12 protein-coding genes are annotated in these 18,691 nt (G+C 61.6%); 1 reads left to right on the top strand and 11 read right to left on the bottom strand.

The genetic code is table 11. The features are described from left to right. Window positions 1-11: 11 nt before the first annotated feature. The 5 genes from HX805_RS16415 to HX805_RS16395 form a co-directional block, all read right to left on the bottom strand. Window positions 12-3,455 carry a hypothetical protein gene (locus HX805_RS16415; RefSeq protein ID WP_177117102.1) on the bottom strand — a complete coding sequence of 1,148 codons (3,444 nt, stop codon included), beginning with the start codon at window positions 3,453-3,455 and terminating at the stop codon, window positions 12-14. A 156-nt stretch (window positions 3,456-3,611) separates the two neighbouring features. After that, a complete protein-coding gene (locus HX805_RS16410) occupies window positions 3,612-6,080 on the bottom strand; it encodes a TonB-dependent siderophore receptor (RefSeq protein WP_371317076.1) in 2,469 nt (822 codons plus the stop codon). Between the two features lie 96 nt (window positions 6,081-6,176). Then, complete coding sequence (locus HX805_RS16405; protein WP_177117100.1) at window positions 6,177-7,136, bottom strand: FecR domain-containing protein; 960 nt, start codon at window positions 7,134-7,136, stop codon at window positions 6,177-6,179. Further along, entirely contained in the window at window positions 7,133-7,663 is a 531-nt protein-coding gene (locus HX805_RS16400; RefSeq protein ID WP_177117099.1) for a sigma-70 family RNA polymerase sigma factor, read from the bottom strand. The genes HX805_RS16405 and HX805_RS16400 overlap by 4 nt, the downstream gene beginning before the upstream one ends. 96 nt (window positions 7,664-7,759) lie before the next feature. Further along, window positions 7,760-8,671 (bottom strand): LysR family transcriptional regulator, encoded by a 912-nt coding sequence (locus HX805_RS16395; protein WP_177008576.1) that lies wholly within the window; start codon window positions 8,669-8,671, stop codon window positions 7,760-7,762. 110 nt (window positions 8,672-8,781) lie between these two features. Between HX805_RS16395 and HX805_RS16390 the strand changes: the two genes are divergently transcribed. Next, window positions 8,782-9,627, top strand: coding sequence for an oxidoreductase (locus HX805_RS16390; protein WP_177117098.1), 846 nt, complete (start codon window positions 8,782-8,784; stop codon window positions 9,625-9,627). Window positions 9,628-9,698: 71 nt separating this feature from the next. Here the strand turns inward: HX805_RS16390 and HX805_RS16385 are convergent, their stop codons facing one another. The 6 genes from HX805_RS16385 to HX805_RS16360 all read right to left on the bottom strand — a co-directional run bounded on the left by HX805_RS16385 (window position 9,699) and on the right by HX805_RS16360 (window position 18,646). After that, the gene (locus tag HX805_RS16385; RefSeq protein WP_177117097.1) at window positions 9,699-11,303 is read right to left on the bottom strand and encodes an ABC transporter ATP-binding protein; all 1,605 of its coding nucleotides are present in this window, start codon (window positions 11,301-11,303) and stop codon (window positions 9,699-9,701) included. A 1-nt stretch (window position 11,304) separates the two neighbouring features. Next, window positions 11,305-12,324 (bottom strand): ABC transporter permease, encoded by a 1,020-nt coding sequence (locus HX805_RS16380; RefSeq protein ID WP_008435209.1) that lies wholly within the window; start codon window positions 12,322-12,324, stop codon window positions 11,305-11,307. Window position 12,325: 1 nt separating this feature from the next. After that, window positions 12,326-13,399 carry a microcin C ABC transporter permease YejB gene (locus HX805_RS16375; RefSeq protein ID WP_003207463.1) on the bottom strand — a complete coding sequence of 358 codons (1,074 nt, stop codon included), beginning with the start codon at window positions 13,397-13,399 and terminating at the stop codon, window positions 12,326-12,328. Between the two features lies 1 nt (window position 13,400). After that, complete coding sequence (locus HX805_RS16370) at window positions 13,401-15,239, bottom strand: extracellular solute-binding protein (protein WP_134326414.1); 1,839 nt, start codon at window positions 15,237-15,239, stop codon at window positions 13,401-13,403. Beyond that, window positions 15,236-17,065: an extracellular solute-binding protein gene (locus HX805_RS16365; RefSeq protein ID WP_177019986.1), complete on the bottom strand. Its 1,830-nt coding sequence runs from the start codon at window positions 17,063-17,065 to the stop codon at window positions 15,236-15,238. The genes HX805_RS16370 and HX805_RS16365 overlap by 4 nt, the downstream gene beginning before the upstream one ends. A gap of 168 nt (window positions 17,066-17,233) precedes the next feature. Continuing rightward, window positions 17,234-18,646 (bottom strand): lytic transglycosylase domain-containing protein, encoded by a 1,413-nt coding sequence (locus tag HX805_RS16360; protein ID WP_177117096.1) that lies wholly within the window; start codon window positions 18,644-18,646, stop codon window positions 17,234-17,236. Window positions 18,647-18,691 lie beyond the last annotated feature (45 nt).

Below are 18,691 nucleotides of genomic sequence, written 5' to 3'. Positions count from 1 at the left end.
CCTGCAACGTTTCATTTCATGGTTTCGGGTTCCATTCTGCGCAGGAAACCGATCCGCGGATCTACGCCGTTGATGGCGTCTGCCAGGGAAAGGGGTTGCTTCGCCGCCGCTCGCGCCTCATCGGCGCCTACCAGCAAGTGCTGGTCAATCACGATGCTGGCAATGGCCAGGCTGCGTGGCGAGGTGAAGGTGTTGGGTACCACAGGGCCCGGCCCATAGACGGCAGGCAGCTCGGCAAAACGTTGGGCAATGACCGTCGCGTGTTGCTGCCCGTTGGGAATGGTGCCGCGCGCGTACGCTGACCAATCGATCGGCAGCGGGCTGCCTTGGGTATTGCCGGTGCGCAGGGCCTGTTCGAATATTTGCAGGGTCAGGCCCGGTAATGGGGCAACCTTCAGTTGCTTTGGGAGAAATTCGTAGAAGCGCTTGTCGCCGGCGTACCTGCACAACACCAGCACCCCGAATCTCCCGATGCCCGATGTCTGCCCGCCAGCACTGGTGCGTGACGTTTGCAGGCGATGGAATTCCAGGCTGCCATATTCCATGCCTTTACGGCTAAGCAGGGGCAGTTGTGACATCCAATACACGATCGACTGTAGCAGCGCGGCGCGCACCGCCGTGTAGCGCTTCTCGAACTCGGCCGCGAAAGTGGAATGGATTGACCCCAACTCATCGAACCGTGACGCCATGCTGGCGAAATCAACGTCCTTGAGGGGCGAGCGCCATTGCGTTGTGCCTTTGGTCAGCTTGCCTGCCATGTGCAACTGAACCAGGGAAACGGCGGTATTGGCGGCGATATCCGGCTCCGAGCGGTTACCAGTCCTGGCCTGCCATTGTATGACCATTCGCTCCAGATCGGTGCTACCGGCAAACACCCGCTGAAGATCCTGCAAGGCTATCTCATACAGGCTGGTATGCCCGTTCTTCTTCAACTCGGAACTGATCTGCAACTGGTTGAGCTGCTCGTTCAACGCGGCAATGGCGCGATTCTTCTGCGTGGTACTGTGCCCATCAACGTTTTTGGCCAGTACTCCGTTGGCCACGGCCCAGTCGACGATCGGCAGACTGCCTCGGCGAACCCGGCGGGAGGGCATGATGAAGTAGATCACCGCCATGAAGTCGGTGAAGCGCATGGCCCGTGATGCACCCGGTGTTTCAGCTTCGATCAGGTCCACGTATTGCTTGAAATGTACCCAGGTATGGGAACTCATGTACGACACCTCATCAGGGATGTCCCGCACCAGGAATTCCGGGGCGATGCCCGCCAGCAACAGGTGCGCGGCCATGGGTACGGCGCTGGTGCGCAGGACCTTGAACTGGACCATGGCTTCTACGGCGTTACGGACTTCATGGAAGGTCAGGCCCCAGTTGTAGGAATCGGTCAGGTCATAGCCGGCGACAGTGGCCCGCTGCTTACCAGCATTCGCGTCCAGGCTGAGAATCAGTGCGGCAAACAACAGTGCGTTTCTGCTGGCACGGGTGTTTGCAGCGCTGGCGTGTTCACCGTACCAGCCCACGGTTTCCGATAGCCGCGCGGCCAGTGCCTGGGCCGGGGGCGATGCCAATAGTTGGTGCAGCAGCAGATCAGCCTCGGCGCGCACCTGGTCACGGTTTTTTTCGCCGACGATTGTTTCGCTCAGGTAGTCGAACAGTTTTACGTCCTGGTTGGGCAGGAAGGCGGCGACGGTCTGCAGCACCTGTTTGCGTTGCGCCGCCAGCAGTGGCATCACCTGCAATGCCCGCCAGTAGTTGCCGTGGCGTGGCTGTTTGGTTGTCGGGATGCGCAGGATGCGTGCCGTGGCATGGGCTTCGTCACGGGTAGCCGGTAGCGCCATCTGGTAGAGGTTGAGTAACTGGCGCAAGCTGACCTGGCCATTGGTGCTGATGCGCCCGCCGGATTGGCGGGCCAGTTCCAACAGGGGTTCGGCCATCGAGGTCAGGCTTGAAAGCGGTGTGTCCGCACGGGTGAGTACCTTGGGCGCATCGTCCAGCGCGTAACCACTGAGTTCGCCGTCCGCGTTCAGTACATACACCCGGGCAAGGTTAAATTGGCGGGTGGCGCTCACGCGTTGAAAGGCCGATTCCTGGCGCAAACCTGCGAGCAGTTGCGCCCCTTTGTCCACCAGCATGGCAAAGGGCGAGTCAGCCGCCAGGTTGAACGTCATGTCCAGGGTGCTAGTGAGCTGCGTATCGAGGGTGATCGACTTGAGTGCTGCTTGCATGGTGTAACGGTCATTGAGGACCGCGATATGGCGCATGTGTTTGCTGACGGCCACCAACGAGTGGGCGGCCGAGCTGACATAGGGAAACGTCGCTGCGCTGGTGGCGCGCAGTTGTTCCACCAGGACCTGAACGTCCCCTGCACTGGCAGGACGGGGTAGCCGATACGCCGTCATCAGCGCGGCCAGGCTGAGGCTGGCGTCCGGCAATATGTCGGTATGGGCGAGATTGGCCAGGCGCTCCAGCTCATCCCATTGCTGATTCAGCGCTGAGTTGTTGGAGCGATCCAGAGGTGAGGTATTGGCCTCGCGGCCGTCGGTCACGGCGATCACTACTTTTTGGTCGACGGAATAGCGGTAAGTGGAGGCAGCGCCTTGACTGGCAGGGTTGAGGCTCGCGAACTCTTCGCCCTGCGTCACGGCGTAAAGCAGCTGTGCCGCGTACTTTAAGGTGCTCGACAACATTGAGTCCGAGTCCAGCGTGCATCGTTGCAGGTAGAGCTGCAGCCAATCGAAAGGCGGGCTGCCGTTTGTACTTTGTTCCAGGAGCGTCTGCAGCGCATCGGCCAGTTGTTGGTAATCCCGCTGCTCTTCGGTCAAGCGCTTGCGCAGGGTGGATTTGAGCCGCCCGCTTTCATCGACACCGGGCAGCGTGTCGAGGGTATGGATCTCTTCGAGAATCACCTGAGCCTGCAAATGATTGGTCGGTAACGGGTAGCCATAGAAGGGCAATACCAGGTTCAGAGGCAGTGTCCTCGAATGAGGTTCGACGAGGTTTTCCATGAATGGCAAGCCGGCGTTGACCGTATCGATAATCTGCACCACCTCCAGGATCGGATTCGCGACGCGCCACCAATCAGAGTCTTTGTCCAGGGTGAAGGTGTACGGTGTTTTGACCGTGCCTTCCAGGATCGTGGCCTGCAGATCGCCGCCCCGAAACACCAGGCTCGCCAGTTCCAGGTCATGGCGTGAGGCCCACTCACGGAAGGCCGGGCGGCCGATGGCGTCACAGAAGAGCCGCACCCAGCGACCGAGCATGGTATTTTCCGGCACGCTGATCAAGATGGGTTCGGTTGCCGGGGTGGTGCCTTGGGCAACCAGTCTGATCAAACCGGCGATCAGTTCGGCGATCAGCACTTGATCGTCCTTGAGGCGCAATGCCTGGTGCTTGATCAGGTCCAGGGCGGAGGGAGAAATATTCTTCAACAGGTGGGACAGAAAGGGTAAGTCATCCATGGCGTTCAGGCTCTGTGCAAGGTCGCCCACGTGCTATGGGCGACCGGAGCCTGCATCGTCGGATGGGCCGGGCCAGAACAAAAGACGTACCTTCCTGATGGGATGTAGCCCGAGTCGACTGCCGTTGCAAGCGCTACGGCAGTCTGGCGTTTGGGCTCAAAAATCCCAGCGGGTCGCCAATTGCAGGCTGCGCGGCTCACCGTAGAAACCGGTACCGAAGTTGCCCAGGCCGGTGTAGTACTTTTTGTCGAACAGATTCTTCACGTTCAACGTGGTGCTCAGGTGCTCGTTGAAGCGGTAGCGCGCCATGACGTCCACCAGGAAGTAGCTGTCCTGGGTAATGCGTGAGTTGTGTCCGAAATTCACCGGGTCGTTGGGATCGGGCTGGAACACATTGCCGAAGAACTCGCTCTGCCAATTCACGCCGCCACCCACGGTCAGGTTCTCCAGGGCGCCGGGCAGGCGATAGGTGTTGAACAACCGCACCACTTGCTGGGGCGTGGTGGTTTGCAGCACGGAGCCGTAGACGTAATCGCCGTTGGCGTCACGGCTGTGCTGGTAGGTGTAGCCCGCCGAGACGTTCCAGCCGTCCAGCACTTCACCGGCCAGTTCGACTTCAAAGCCCTTGGTGGTGGCGCCGGCAATCGGGCGATACACCGAGTCGGTCTCAAACCCGGAAACGTACTGCGCAACGTTGTCCTGTTCGATGCGGAATGCGGCGAAGCTGGCGTTCAGGCGGCCGTCGAAGAAAGCGGCCTTGAGCCCGGCTTCGTAGGTGTCGCCTTCAATCGGATCGAGCAACTGGCGGTCGGCGTCCTTGCTGTTTTGCGGTTTGTAGATCTTGGTGTAGCTGGTGTACACCGACCAGATGTCATTCAGGTCGTAGACGATACCGGCATAGGGCGTGACGACGCCGGTCTGGCGGTAGGTGAAACGGTTGTCGGCCTTGGTCGGGTCGTAGAAGTCGGTGTTGTCGGTGCCGCTGAAGTTGCTGACGCGGGTGCCAAGGATCACCGACAGGTCATCGGTGGGTCTCAAGCGCGTGGCCAGGTACGCGCCGGTCTGGCGTTGCACGATGTCGTTCTGGCCGCTGCGGGGAATGTCAGGCTTCGGGTATTCGCCGCGCCAGTCGTAAATGCTGCCGCCCACGGGCGGGTAGATCGAGCCGTACACCGGCACGTCCTGTTTCGAGCGGGTAGCCATGAAGCCCATGATCAACTCATGCTCGCGCCCGAACAGGCTGAAGGGGCCATTGAGGTTGATGTCCAGGGTGTTTTGCACCTGGTCACCCTTGTATTTGCCCATGAACATGTACATCCCGTTGCCCGTGACCGGGTCCGGGTTGCCGCCGCTGGCGGAGGCGAGCAGGGTGTCGTGTTGGCTGCGCTTGCGGTCGAGGCTGACTTTCAGCGACCAGTCGTTGGCCAGCTTTTGTTGCACCGAGGCAAACAGGGTCTGGTTCTGGAAGTCGCGGCGGCTCCAGTCGGCGGCCGGGTTGAAGGACCGCGAGAAGTCGGTGCGTGAACCGTTGCTGAAGTACATCGGGAAACCGGTCCAGCTGGCCCCACGGGAGCGGGTGTCCTGCTGGTCGATGCCGAAGGTCAGCAGGGTGTCCGGCGTCAGGTCCGCTTCGAGGATGCCGTAGGCGATATCCTTGGTGTTCTGGTAGTGGTCCAGGTACGACTGACGATCCTGATACACGCCGACGAAGCGCCCGCGCACGTTGCCGGAGTCGGTCAAAGGCCCGGAAATATCGCCTTCGGTGCGGTAGTTGTCCCACGAGCCGAAGGTCTGCGTGACCGAGGCCTTGAAATCCCGGGTGGGCTTTTTGCGAATCAGGTTGACCGTGGCCGAAGGATCGCCGGAGCCGGACATCAGGCCGGCTGAGCCCTTGATGATTTCCAGGCGGTCATACACCGCCATGTCGGTGCTGGTGGTGCCGTAGTCATACACGCCGTCGTAGGTGGAGTTGACCCCGTCGTACTGGAAGTTGGTGATCGGCAGGCCGCGGCTGGAAAACTCCCAGCGTTCGCTGTCGTAGTTCTGCACGCTCACACCGGGCGCACGGCGCAGGGTGTCGGCGATGCTGGTGGAGCCCTGGTCGTCCATTTGTTGGCGGGTGATCACTGTTACCGACTGCGGCGTCTCGCGCATCGACAGCGCCAGGCCGGTGGCCGAAGCCATGGCGCCGGTGGTGTAGGAGTGCGTATCTTCGGTGGTGGCGCCCAGGCCTTCGCCGGAGATGGTGGTGGCGCCCAGTTCCAGGGCGCCGGTGTTGGCCGGGACCAACTCCAGCACGTAGCCGTTGTTGCCCTGGGGCACGGCCTGCAAGCCGCTGCCTTGCAACAGCCGTTGCAAACCGCTGGCCGGGGTGTAGCTGCCGTTGAGGCCCGGGCTGGTTTTGCCGCTGGCCAGGCTGTTGTGGCCGGCGAAAAAGATCCCGGACTGCTCGGCGAAGCTGTTCAGCACGTTGACCAACGAACCCGCGGCGATGGTGTAGTGGCGGGCCGTTTCCTGAGTCGACGGTGACTCGGCGGCTTGCGCGTCGAGCGCGCCCAGGCACAACAAGGTAGCAGTAACGGCCAGCGCCAGCGGGCGCAAAGTGAAGCGAACGGGTTGCGACATGAACATTCCCTTTGGATCAAATCGATCGGCGAATTGAAAGCATCTGCAGGGTTTACCGAACGAGTTTTGGAAAAGGGAACTGACGGCTGAAAGTTTTTATGCGCCTGGGTGTTTGGGCCTGACCGTGACCCACCACGGCATGAGCGTGTCGACCTGAATCGGCAGCGCGGCCTGTAGCAGGCGCAGTGCGTGGTCGCTGTCTTTGAGGGGGAACGAACCCATTACCGGCAATTGCGCCACGGCTGGATCACAACCCAGGTGGCCGGGGCGAAAACGATTGAGTTCGGCGACCAGTTGGCCAAGCGGCAGGTTGTCGGCCAGCAGTACGCCACGGCTCCAGGCCTCACGGGTGGCGGATGCGGGTGAATGGAGATTGAACCCATCGCGGGTGAAGGCCACTTGTTGCCCGGCCTCGATGATTCGTTGTTGCCGGCTGGCGGCGGTGCGCACTTCAACCCTGCCTTCAAACACATTGAGCAAAGTGCTGTCGCCGTCCTGCAACACGCTGAAGCGGGTGCCGAGTGCCCGCAGGCGACCCTGCTCAGTCTCCACCAGAAACGGGCGGTTCGGGTCCTTTGCGGTCTCGATCAGCACTTCGCCGAAACGCAGGTGCAGCAAGCGCTGGACCCGGTCAAAACGTACATCCAGGGCGCTCAAGGCGTTCAGCCACAGGCGGCTGCCATCGTCCAGCAGCGCTTCGCGGGTTTCACCGCCGGCGGTTGCGTAATCCGCACTCCAGCCTCCCACCAACCGGGGCAGGGCGGTGTTGCGCCAGGTGCCCCAGGCCAGCGTTGAACCGGCACACAGCACCAGCAGGGTCTTGAGCGTCTGGCGCCGAGAGCTGCGCAACGCACGGCTGGCGCTGTGGGATTGCTCGGCCAACGGCGCAAAGCGTTGGCTGACCCGTTCTACATAGCCCCAGGCGGCCTGGTGTTCCGGACTTTGCCCGAGCCATGCCTGCCAGTGCTGGGCAGCCTCTGGCTGATCCTGCAGGCGTACGTACCATTGGGCCGCTTGCTCAAGGCTGGCATGGCTGAGCTTTCCGGGGCTGTTCACTCCACGAGCATCCCGTCCAGTTCGGCTTCCAGCACCGCACAATGCAGCAGCGCCTGGGCCAGGTATTTTTTCACCATCCGTTCGCCTACCCCGAGCTGTTCGCCGATCTGCTTGTAGGGCGTACCGTGCAACTGCGCCAGCAGGAATGCCTCGCGGACTTTGTGGGGCAGCCGCGCGAGCATGGCGTCCACTTCGTACAGGGTTTCGACAATGATTGCCCGCTGCTCCGGCGACGGTTGCAGGGCTTGGGGCCGGTCCGCGAGGCTTTGCAGCCACGCTTGTTCCAGTTGGCGCCGGCGCCAGTGATCAATGCACAACCTCCGGGCGATGGTGGCCAGGTAGGAGCGCTCCCGCGTCTCATCGGCGTCGGCCGGCGGGCGCTTGAGTACCCGGATGAAGGTGTCATGGGCCAGGTCCGCCGCATCCCAGCGATTGCTCAGGCGCCGGCGCAGCAGCCCCAGCAGCCAGGAATGGTGATTGCCGTAGAGGTCGCTGAACGAGGTGGACGGGGTCGACACAGTATCCATGTGGCGCAGAAGCCTTGGCGTAAATAAGAATTGGTCGCGATTAAACCAAAGGGCCGGGCACTGCGCAAATGATATTGGTTTGCTTTTGCGGCGTTATCAGAGCCCACGCTTTTCGGCAATCCATGCGGTGGCCAGGTCGATAAAGGCCCGCAGTTTCGGTTGGCTCTGGGTTCGGGCGGGGAAATACAGGTACAGCCCGCTGCTTGGCGGTACGAAAGATTGCAACACGGGCTCCAGTGCGCCTGAAGCCAGGTCCTCCATGACCTCGAAATCACTCACGTACGCCAGGCCCTGGCCGGCCCGCGCGGCGGCGATCATCAGGTTGCGGTCATTGACGATCAACCCGCCTTGAACGCCGACCGTAAATTCCCGGCCCGCCCGCTCGAATTCCCAGCGGTGTGCCATGCCCGAGGTCAGGAAGCGATAACCGATGGTTTGATGGGCCGTGAGCGCTTCCGGTGTTGTCGGCTTGCCGGCCTTGGCAAAGTAGGCGGGAGAGCCCACCACCGACCAGTTCAGGTCCGGGGTCAGGCGCACGGCAACCATGTCTTTGTCGATGGATTCCCCCAGGCGAATACCGGCGTCGAAGCCCTCGGTCACCAGGTCCACCGTGGCATCGTCGAGGGAAATATCCAGCACCACATCGGGGAAGGCCTCGCGAAAACGCGGGATCAACGGCTCGATCAGCAACTTGCCCGACAACCTTGGCACCGTCAGCCGCAGGGTGCCCATGGGCCGGTCGCGGTAGCCACTGAGGGCCGCCAGCGCTTCGTCAATCTCCCCGGCGGCGGGGCGCAGGCGGCTGTAAAGCGTCATGCCGGCCTCGGTCAGCGCCACCCGGCGCGTGGTGCGCTGGAACAGCACCACACCCGTGCGCTTCTCCAGGGTCTTCACCGCATGGCTGACCGCCGTCGGTGTTACGCCGAGGCGCGCAGCGGCCTGGGTGAAGCTCTTCAGTTCGGCCACGGCGAGAAATTCGGTCAAGCCATTGAAGGGATCAAGGTTCATCGGTCAGCCATTATGAAATTCTGTTTCAGAGTGCTTGTAGCACGAGACGGTTTTTCAGGCTAATGCCTCAGCGTACCTTGGCTTCACATTCACTCCATCAGGTACGGATCATGACAACGGCACATTCCTTCAAGCGTGTTTGGCTGGTAACCGGGGCTTCCCGGGGCATCGGCGCGAAAATCGTCGCGGCAGCACTGGCCCACGGTGATGCGGTGGTGGCGACGGCCCGCAACGCCCATACCGTCACCGAACGCTTCGGCGAGCAACCCGGGCTGCTGGCGGTGCAGCTGGACGTGACCGACGAATCCCAGGCTGCCGACGTTGCCCGTGCCGCCATTGAGCACTTCGGGCGCATTGATGTGTTGGTCAATAATGCCGGTTTTGGCCTGCTGGGCGCGGTGGAGGAGGCGTCTGCCGATGAGGTTCGCCGCTTGTATGAAACCAACGTGTTCGGGCTGCTCAATGTCACTCGCGGTGTATTGCCGTTCATGCGCCAGGCGCGCAGCGGGCACGTGATCAATATTTCGTCGGTGGGCGGCTTCCGGTCCGGGCCAGGGTTTGGCACGTACTGCTCGACCAAGTTTGCCGTTGAAGGGTTGAGCGAGGCGCTGCACGCAGAGCTGGCACCCTTGGGCGTCAAGGTGACGGTGGTGGAGCCGGGTTATTTCCGTACCGACTTCCTGGATGGCAACTCCCTGGTGGAGTCGCCCCTGATCATCGACGACTACGCCGCCACGTCCGGCGAGGTGCGCAAGCTGGCCAAGGTCTACAACCAGCAGCAACCGGGTAACCCGGAGCTGCTGGCAGTGGCCATGATCAAGCTGGTGGACGCGCCGCATCCGCCGATGCGCCTGGCCCTGGGCACCGACACGTTGCAGGCGATCGAGGACAAGCTGGCCTACGTCAAGGAAGAGACCGCCGCCTGGCGTGAACTGTCGGCCTCTACCGATTTCTGACACCCAATGGCGTAGCAGCTGTCGAGCCGCAGCCTCGCTGGGGCTCGACAGCTGCTACGGTGGTTCTACTGCTAGGGGCCGGGCACCAAAAACGCCGCCTCCAGCAGTTGCCGGGTGTAGGCATGCTGGGGGTTGGCGAAGATCGCGGGTGCATCTCCCTGTTCAACCGCCTGCCCGTGTTTTACTACCATCAGTTGGTGACTCAAGGCCTTGACCACCGCCAGGTCGTGGCTGATGAACAGGTAGGTCAGGTTGTACTTGGCCTGCAGGTTGCGCAGCAGATCCACCACCTGGCGCTGCACGGTACGGTCGAGGGCCGAGGTCGGCTCGTCCAGCAGAATCAGCCGGGGCTTGAGCACCAGGGCGCGGGCAATAGCGATGCGCTGGCGTTGGCCGCCGGAAAATTCGTGGGGGTAGCGATTGCGGGTTTCCGGGTCCAGGCCCACTTCCTTCAGCGCGGCGATAATCGCCGCTTCCTGCTCGGCGGCAGTGCCCATCTTGTGGATACGCAGGCCTTCGCCGACGATCTCGCTCACGCACATGCGCGGGCTCAGGCTGCCGAACGGGTCCTGGAACACCACCTGCATTTCCCGGCGCAGTGGGCGCACCTGTTGCTGGCTGAGCTTGTCCATCTGATGGCCTTCGAAGCGAATGCCACCCTTGCTCGCAATCAGCCGCAAAATTGCCAGGCCCAGGGTGGATTTGCCCGAGCCGCTTTCACCGACGATGCCCAGCGTCTGGCCCTGGGGCAGGCTGAAGTTGATGCCATCCACCGCCTTGACGTAATCGACGGTATTGCGCAGGAAGCCTTTCTTGATCGGGAACCAGACCTTCAGGTCATCGACTTCCAGCAACGGTGGGCCGACTTCATTGGTGGCGGGGCCGCCGCTGGGTTCCGCTGCCAGCAGCTCCTGGGTGTAAGGGTGCTGCGGCGCCTGGAACAGGCTTTCGCATTCGGCCTGCTCGACGATGCAGCCTTTTTGCATCACGCATACCCGGTGGGCAATGCGCCTTACCAGGTTCAAGTCGTGGCTGATCAACAGCAAGGCCATGCCCAGGCGCGCCTGCAATTCCTTGAGCAGATCCAGGATCTTCAGCTGCACGGTGACGTCGAGTGCCGTGGTCGGTTCGTCGGCGATCAGCAGTTCCGGCTCATTGGCCAGGGCCATGGCGATCATCACCCGCTGGCGTTGGCCGCCGGACAGCTCGTGGGGCAGGGCCTTGAGGCGTTTATGGGGCTCGGGGATGCCCACCAGTTCCAGCAACTCCAGGGTGCGTTTGGTGGCCACCTTGCCGGTAAGCCCCTTGTGCAGGCCGAGCACTTCGTTGATCTGCTTCTCGATGGAGTGCAGCGGGTTCAACGAGGTCATCGGCTCCTGGAAAATCATCGCAATCCGGTTGCCGCGGATATGCCGGATGGTCTTTTCCTTCAGGGTCAGCAAATCGTGGTTGGCGTACTGGATCGTGCCCGACGGGTGACGTGCCAGCGGGTAGGGCAGCAGGCGCAATATCGAGTGCGCCGTGACCGACTTGCCCGAGCCGCTTTCGCCCACCAGTGCCAGGGTTTCGCCGCGCTTGATATCGAAGCTGACGTTGTTCACCACCCGCTGGTGGCTGTTGCCTACGACGAACTCGACGGAGAGGTCGCGGACTTCGATCAGATTGTCCTGATTCATCTCATTTCCTCGGGTCGAAGGCATCGCGAGCGGACTCGCCGATAAACACCAGCAGACTCAACATGATCGCCAGCACGGCAAACGCACTCATGCCCAGCCACGGCGCCTGCAGGTTGGATTTGCCCTGGGCCACCAGTTCACCCAGGGACGGCGAGCCGGCCGGCAGGCCGAAACCCAGGAAGTCCAGCGCGGTGAGGGTGCCGATCGCGCCGGTCAGGATGAACGGCATGAAGGTCATGGTGGAGACCATGGCGTTGGGCAGGATATGGCGGAACATGATCGCGCCGTTCTGCATCCCCAGCGCCCGCGCCGCCCGCACATATTCCAGGTTACGCCCGCGCAGGAACTCGGCGCGCACCACGTCCACCAGGCTCATCCAGGAAAACAGCAGCATGATCCCCAGCAGCCACCAGAAGTTGGGTTGCACGAAGCTGGCGAGGATGATCAGCAGATACAGCACCGGCAAGCCCGACCAGATCTCCAGGAAGCGCTGCCCGGCCAGGTCGACCCAACCGCCGTAGAAACCCTGCAAGGCCCCGGCGATCACGCCGATGATCGAACTGAGTACGGTCAGCGTCAGGGCAAACAGCACGGAAATCCTGAAGCCGTAGATCACCCGCGCCAGCACATCGCGGCCCTGGTCATCGGTGCCCAGCAGGTTGTCCCGTGACGGCGGGGCGGGGGCCGGAACTTTCAGGTCGTAGTTGATGCTCTGGTAGCTGTACGGAATCGGCGCCCACAACGTCCACGCGTCCTTGGCCTTGAGCAGCTCCTGGATATACGGGCTCTTGTAGTTGGCTTCCAGCGGGAATTCGCCGCCGAAGGTGGTCTCGGGGTAGCGCTTGAGCGCCGGGAAGTACCAGTCGCCGTCGTAGTGCACCGCCAGCGGCTTGTCGTTGGCGATCAACTCGGCGCCCAGGCTCAGGCCGAACAGGATCAAAAACAGCCACAGCGACCACCAGCCACGCTTGTTGGCCTTGAAACGCTCGAACCGGCGACGATTGAGGGGGGATAGATTCATCTCAATGCTCCCGGCTGGCGAAGTCGATGCGCGGATCGACCAGGGTGTAGGTGAGGTCGCCGATCAGCTTCACCACCAATCCCAGCAGGGTGAAGATAAACAGGGTGCCGAACACCACCGGGTAGTCGCGGTTGATCGCCGCTTCAAAGCTCATCAGGCCCAGGCCGTCGAGGGAGAAGATCACTTCCACCAGCAACGAGCCGGTGAAGAAGATGCCGATAAAGGCCGACGGGAAGCCGGCAATCACCAGCAGCATCGCGTTGCGAAACACATGGCCGTACAGCACGCGGTGGTTGGTCAGGCCCTTGGCCTTGGCGGTGACCACGTACTGCTTGTTGATCTCGTCGAGGAAGCTGTTTTTGGTCAGCAGCGTCATGGTGGCGAAGTTGCCGATCACCAGGGCGGTCACCGGCAGGGCAAGGTGCCAGAAGTAATCGAGGACCTTGCCGCCCCAGCTCAACTCATCAAAGTTGTTGGATGTGAGCCCGCGTAACGGAAACCAGTCGAAGTAACTGCCGCCGGCGAACACCACGATCAGCAGGATCGCAAACAGGAACGCCGGGATCGCGTAGCCGACGATGATCGCCGAGCTGGTCCACACGTCGAAGTGGCTGCCGTGCCGCGTAGCCTTGGCGATCCCCAGGGGGATCGACACCAGGTACATGATCAGGGTGCTCCATAATCCGAGGGAGATGGACACCGGCATCTTTTCCTTGATCAGGTCGATGACCTTCGCATCGCGAAAGAAGCTGTCGCCAAAATCCAGCCGGGCGTAGTTCTTGACCATGATCCACAAGCGTTCCGGCGCCGACTTGTCGAAGCCGTACATCTTCTCGATTTCCTTCACCAGCGCCGGGTCCAGGCCCTGGGCGCCGCGGTAGCTGGAACCGGCCACCGAGACTTCGGCACCGCCCCCGGCAATCCGGCTGGTGGCGCCTTCAAAGCCTTCGAGCTTGGCGATCATCTGCTCCACCGGGCCACCCGGGGCGGCCTGGATGATCACAAAGTTGATCAGCAAAATGCCGAACAGGGTCGGGATGATCAGCAGCAGTCGACGAACAATATAGGCCAGCATCTCAGTCGCCCCCGCTCGCCGGATCGGCGCTCTGGTTGGTGTCCACGGTTATCGCAGGTTTCACGTCGGGTTTGCTCCACCAGGTGGCGGTGCCGACGTCATACCGTGGCGAGACCTTCGGATGGCCGAGGTGGTCCCAATACGCCACGCGGAAGGTCTTGATGTGCCAGTTGGGGATCACGTAGTAGCCGAACTGCAGCACGCGGTCCAGGGCCTTGGCGTGGGCCACCAGGCTCTTGCGCGAGTCGGAGTCGATGAGTTCTTCCACCAACTGGTCGATGGCCGGATCTTTCAGGCCGATGTAGTTGCGGCTGCCGGGCTTGTCGGCGCTGGATGACTTCCAGTACTCGCGCTGCTCGTTACCGGGCGATGAGGATTGCGGGAAGCTGCCCACCACCATGTCGAAGTCCCGGGAACGGATGCGGTTGATGTACTGCGAGATGTCGACCCGGCGAATCACCAGGTCGATCCCCAGGTCTGCCAGGTTACGCTTGAACGGCAACAGGATGCGTTCGAACTCGGTCTGTGCCAGCAGGAACTCGATGGTCACTGGCTTGCCGGTGGTGTCGACCATCTTGTCGTCGACGATCTTCCAGCCGGCCTCTTGCAGCAGTTGATAGGCCTCGCGCTGCTGGGTGCGGATCATGCCGCTGGCATCGGTCTTCGACGGCTCGAAGGCTTCGGTAAACACCTGGGGCGGGATCTTGTCCCGCAGCGGTTCAAGAATCGCCAGCTCATCCGGGCCGGGCAGGCCGGTGGCGGCCATCTCGGAGTTTTCGAAATAGCTGCGGCTGCGGGTGTAGGCGCCGTTGAACAGTTGCTTGTTGCTCCATTCAAAGTCCAGCAACAGGCTGATGGCCTTGCGCACTCGCACGTCCTGGAACATCGGCTTGCGGGTGTTGAACACGAAGCCCTGCATGCCGGTGGGGTTGCCGTTGGGAATTTCTTCCTTGATCAGGCGGCCCTGGGTGACGGCGGGGGTGTTGTAGGCATTGGCCCAGTTTTTCGCGCTGATTTCCAGCCAGTAATCGAACTGCCCGGCCTTGAGGGCTTCGAGGGCCACGGTGTTGTCGCGGTAGTAATCGGTGACCCGGTTATCGAAGTTGTAGAAGCCCTTGTTGATCGGCAGGTCCTTGGCCCAGTAGTCCTTGACCCGCTCGTAGCGGATCGAACGCCCGGCCTTGACCTCGGCCACCTTGTACGGGCCGCTGCCCAGCGGAATCTCCAGGTTGCCCTTGGAGAAGTCGCGGCCCTCCCAGTAATGCTTGGGCAACACTGTCAGTTGCCCAAGGATCAGCGGCAGTTCGCGGTTGTTGGTGCGCTTGAACTTGAACAGCACCCGCAGCGGGTCTTCGGCGATCACTTCGTCGACATCGGCGTAGTAGGTCTTGAAGATCGGCGAGCCGTCCTTCATCAGTGTCTGGAAGCTGAACACCACGTCTTCGGCACGGATCGGGTGGCCGTCGTGGAAGCGCGCTTCGGGGCGGATGTAGAAGCGCACCCAGCTGTTGTCCGGGGCCTTTTCGATCTTGCCGGCTACCAGGCCGTATTCGGTGATGGGTTCGTCCAGGCTTTGCTGGGCGAGGGTGTCGTAGATCAGGCCGATATCATCTGCCGGCACGCCCTTGCTGATGAATGGGTTGAGGCTGTCGAAGCTGCCCATGCTGGATACGCGGAAGGTACCACCCTTGGGGGCATCCGGATTTACGTAGTCGACGTGTTTGAAATCGGCGGGGTACTTGGGCGGTTCGTTGTAGAGGGTCAGGGCATGTTGCGGGGCCGCATTGGCCGCGGCGCAAAACAGCAGGCTGCCAAGGATCGCAGTACGCAAAGGTATCATTGGGCTTTCTCCGAAGCTTTCAGCCACCATGCGCTCAGGCCCAGGCTGTAGGGCGGCGTGGTGACGAAGGCGAACCGGTTGCGGTACGCCAGGCGATGATAGTTGAGGTACCAGTTGGGAATACTGTAGTGCTGCCACAGCAGGACGCGGTCCAGCGCCCGGCCTGCGGCCAACTGTTCTTCACGGGTTTGCGCCGCCAGCAGTTGGTCCAGCAGGTGGTCGACCACCGGGTTGGCGATGCCTGCGTAATTCTTGCTGCCCTTGATCCCCGCCTGGCTGGAGTGGAAATACTGCCACTGCTCAAGGCCGGGGCTGAGGGTCTGGTTGAGGGTCATCAGAATCATGTCGAAGTCGAACTGATCGAGGCGTTGTTTGTACTGTGCGCGGTCTACCGTGCGCAAGCGGGCATCGACGCCGATGCTTGTCAGATTCTCGACATAGGGCTGCAGGATGCGCTCCAGGTTCGGGTTCACCAGCAGAATCTCCAGCCTCAGCGGCTGCCCGTCACTGTTGAGCAAGCGTTGCCCGGACAGCTTCCAGCCGGCGTCCGCCAACAATGCGAGGGCGCGGCGCATCGTGTCGCGAGGAATGCCACGACCGTCGGTCTGGGGCAGGCTGAAGGGCTGGGTAAACAGGTTGGCCGGCAGTTGGTCGCGATAGGGCGACAGCATCAGCCACTCATGGCCGGTCGGCACGCCGGTGGCGGAGAACTCGCTGTTGGGGTAATAGCTGAGGCTGCGTTTATAGGCGCCGCTGAACAGGGTGCGGTTGGTCCACTCGAAATCGAACATCAGCCCCAACGCTTCGCGGACCTTGGCCTGGCTGAAGGCCGGGCGCCGGCTGTTCATGAACAGGCCCTGGCTCTGGGTCGGTATCTGGTGGGCGATCTGTGCCTTGATCACATCACCCCGGTTGACCGCCGGGAAGTTGTAGCCGTTGGCCCAGTTCTTCGCCTGGTGCTCGATATAGATATCGAACTCGCCGGCCTTGAACGCTTCGAAGGCCACGTCGCTGTCGCGGTAGAACTCCACCTCGACCTTGTCGTAGTTATAGAAACCCCGGTTGACCGCCAGGTCCTTGCCCCAGTAATCCTTGACCCGCTCGAACACCAGTTGTCGCCCGGGGCTGACCTTGCTGATGCGGTAAGGCCCGCTGCCCAGCGGCGGTTCGAACGTGGTGGCCTTGAAGTCGCGGTTTTTCCAGTAATGCTGGGGCAATACCGGTAGCTCGCCCAGGCGCAGGATCAGCAACGGGTTGCCGGCGCGCTTGAACACAAAACGAATGCGATGCCGGTTAAGAATGTCGACCCGGGCCACTTCCTGCAGGTTGGTGCGGTACTGCGGGTGACCTTCGGTCAGCAGCGTGCGATAGGAAAACGCCACGTCGTAGGCGGTGATCGGCTTGCCATCGTGAAACCGCGCTTCAGGGCGCAGGTTGAACACTACCCAGCTGCGGTCCTCGCTGTATTCCACCGATTGGGCAATCAGGCCGTAGCTGGAGGTGGGTTCATCGCCGGAAGGGGCATATTGGCCGGTGCCGACCATCAACGGCTCATTGAGCTCGTTGACGCCATATTGCAGGAAATTGGCGGTGGAAACCGGGCTGGAACCCTTGAAGGTATAAGGGTTGAGGGTGTCGAACGTGCCAAACGCCATGACCCGCAAGGTGCCGCCCTTGGGCGCTGCGGGGTTTACCCAGTCGAAGTGGGTGAATTTGGCCGGGTACTTGAGCGTGCCGAACTGCGCATAACCGTGGCTCTCGGTAATGGTCGCGTTCGCGGAAAAGCTCAAGGCCAGACTTATTAGTAGAAGGAGGGGACGCTTCAAGTCAGGGATCCGATCCAGGCGGCTTGGGCTTTATGAACCGTACAGTAACAGCTTGTTCCGATTGGAAAAAGGCTGGCGCCGCAGGAGGGAGACTACAGGCTTGGATGGGGGTTGGCAGGGTGAAGAACAAAGGGGGAGCTGTTGCCAGTTCCCCCTCGTGTTTGCTGCTTAGCGCGGCCCGGAAACCACCAGCATCTGCCCAGGTTTCAGCGCCTGGCCAGTGCGTGGGTTCCAGCGCTTGAGATGTTGCATCTCGACGTTGAAGCGCTTGGCGACGATGTACAGCGAATCGCCTTTCTTGACCTTGTACTGCACCGGCTTCTTGCTGTCGGCCTTGGCCACCAGCTTGCGGGTGTCCTGCATCACCAGCGTCTGGCCGACCTTGAGCGCCTGCCCGTTGAGCTTGTTCCAGCGCTGCAGGTCATGTACATCGACCTTGTTGGCCTTGGCGATCAGCGTCAGGTTGTCGCCGCTGCGCACCTTGTAGTTGCGGGTGCGACCGGCAATGGCCTTGTGCTCAACGTCGTCGAACACCGGCTTTTTCGGGCGCATGCTCAGCAATTCTTCCGGCTTCATCGCCGAAAGGCTGCTGGCCAGCAGCTGCGCCTTGGACGTCGGCACCAGCAAATGCTGCGGGCCGTCCAGGGTGGTGCGCTGTTTCAAGGCAGGGTTGAGCTGGAACAGTTCGTCTTCGTCGATCTCGGCCAGCGCGGCGACCCGTGACAGGTCCATGCTGGTCTTGATTTCTACCACTTCGAAGTACGGCGTGTTGGCGATCGGGCTCAAGTTGACGCCATACGCCTCGGGGGCCAGCACCACCTGGGACAGCGCCAGGAACTTGGGCACGTAGTCCTTGGTTTCCTGGGGCAGTGGCAGGTTCCAGTAGTCCGTCGGCAAACCGAGCTTCTCGTTACGCTCGATGGCCCGGCTGACCGTGCCCTCACCGGCGTTGTAAGCCGCCAGGGCCAGCAACCAGTCGCCGTTGAACATGTCATGCAGGCGAGTCAGGTAGTCGAGGGCAGCGGTGGTGGAGGCGGTGATGTCGCGGCGGCCGTCGTAGGCGCGGGTCTGGCGCAGGTTGAAATAGCGCCCGGTGGCGGGAACGAACTGCCACAGGCCGACCGCATCGCTGCGGGAATAGGCCATTGGGTTGTAGGCACTTTCAATCACTGGCAGCAGCGCCAGCTCCAGCGGCATGTTGCGTTCTTCAAGGCGTTCGACGATGTAATGAATGTAGAGGCTGCCGCGTTCGCCGGCGTTCTCGAGGAAGGATGGGTTGCTGGCAAACCACAATCGTTGCTGTTCAATGCGCGGGTTGACGCCTAACCCGTCCTGCAATTGAAAGCCCCGACGCATGCGTTCCCAGACATCCTGGGGCACTTCCGGGCTTGGCTTCTCTGATAGCCAAAGGGGTTTTTGCTTGATCTTGGCGGTAAGGTTTGGCTTGGGTTGCACGGTGGATTGTGCGGCAAAATGGGTCGATTGGCAGCCCGCCAGAGTAGCGGACACAGCCACCGCCACGGCTTGAGCCAGGCGGGTCAATGCGTCTGAATGGTTGGTTTTACGAATAGATGACGACATTGGCTGGAAGTAAGTTCCGGGCAAAAATGTCGGGCGATTCTAGAA

It is taken from the genome of Pseudomonas sp. G5001 (assembly GCF_013385475.1).
GTDB lineage: Bacteria > Pseudomonadota > Gammaproteobacteria > Pseudomonadales > Pseudomonadaceae > Aquipseudomonas.
The sequence above is the reverse complement of the archived record's forward strand: the minus strand, read 5'-3'. Positions and strand labels throughout refer to the sequence as shown.

What these genes read in the sequence shown, in the direction of transcription:
- HX805_RS16410 (WP_371317076.1), bottom strand. Translation starts at nt 6,080, where the DNA reads ATGTCGCAACCCGTTCGCTTCACTTTGCGCCCGCTGGCGCTGGCCGTT.
- HX805_RS16375 (WP_003207463.1), bottom strand. Translation starts at nt 13,399, where the DNA reads ATGCTGGCCTATATTGTTCGTCGACTGCTGCTGATCATCCCGACCCTG.
- HX805_RS16395 (WP_177008576.1), bottom strand. Translation starts at nt 8,671, where the DNA reads ATGAACCTTGATCCCTTCAATGGCTTGACCGAATTTCTCGCCGTGGCC.
- HX805_RS16390 (WP_177117098.1), top strand. Translation starts at nt 8,782, where the DNA reads ATGACAACGGCACATTCCTTCAAGCGTGTTTGGCTGGTAACCGGGGCT.
- HX805_RS16360 (WP_177117096.1), bottom strand. Translation starts at nt 18,646, where the DNA reads ATGTCGTCATCTATTCGTAAAACCAACCATTCAGACGCATTGACCCGC.
- HX805_RS16385 (WP_177117097.1), bottom strand. Translation starts at nt 11,303, where the DNA reads ATGAATCAGGACAATCTGATCGAAGTCCGCGACCTCTCCGTCGAGTTC.
- HX805_RS16400 (WP_177117099.1), bottom strand. Translation starts at nt 7,663, where the DNA reads ATGGATACTGTGTCGACCCCGTCCACCTCGTTCAGCGACCTCTACGGC.
- HX805_RS16380 (WP_008435209.1), bottom strand. Translation starts at nt 12,324, where the DNA reads ATGAATCTATCCCCCCTCAATCGTCGCCGGTTCGAGCGTTTCAAGGCC.
- HX805_RS16370 (WP_134326414.1), bottom strand. Translation starts at nt 15,239, where the DNA reads ATGATACCTTTGCGTACTGCGATCCTTGGCAGCCTGCTGTTTTGCGCC.
- HX805_RS16415 (WP_177117102.1), bottom strand. Translation starts at nt 3,455, where the DNA reads ATGGATGACTTACCCTTTCTGTCCCACCTGTTGAAGAATATTTCTCCC.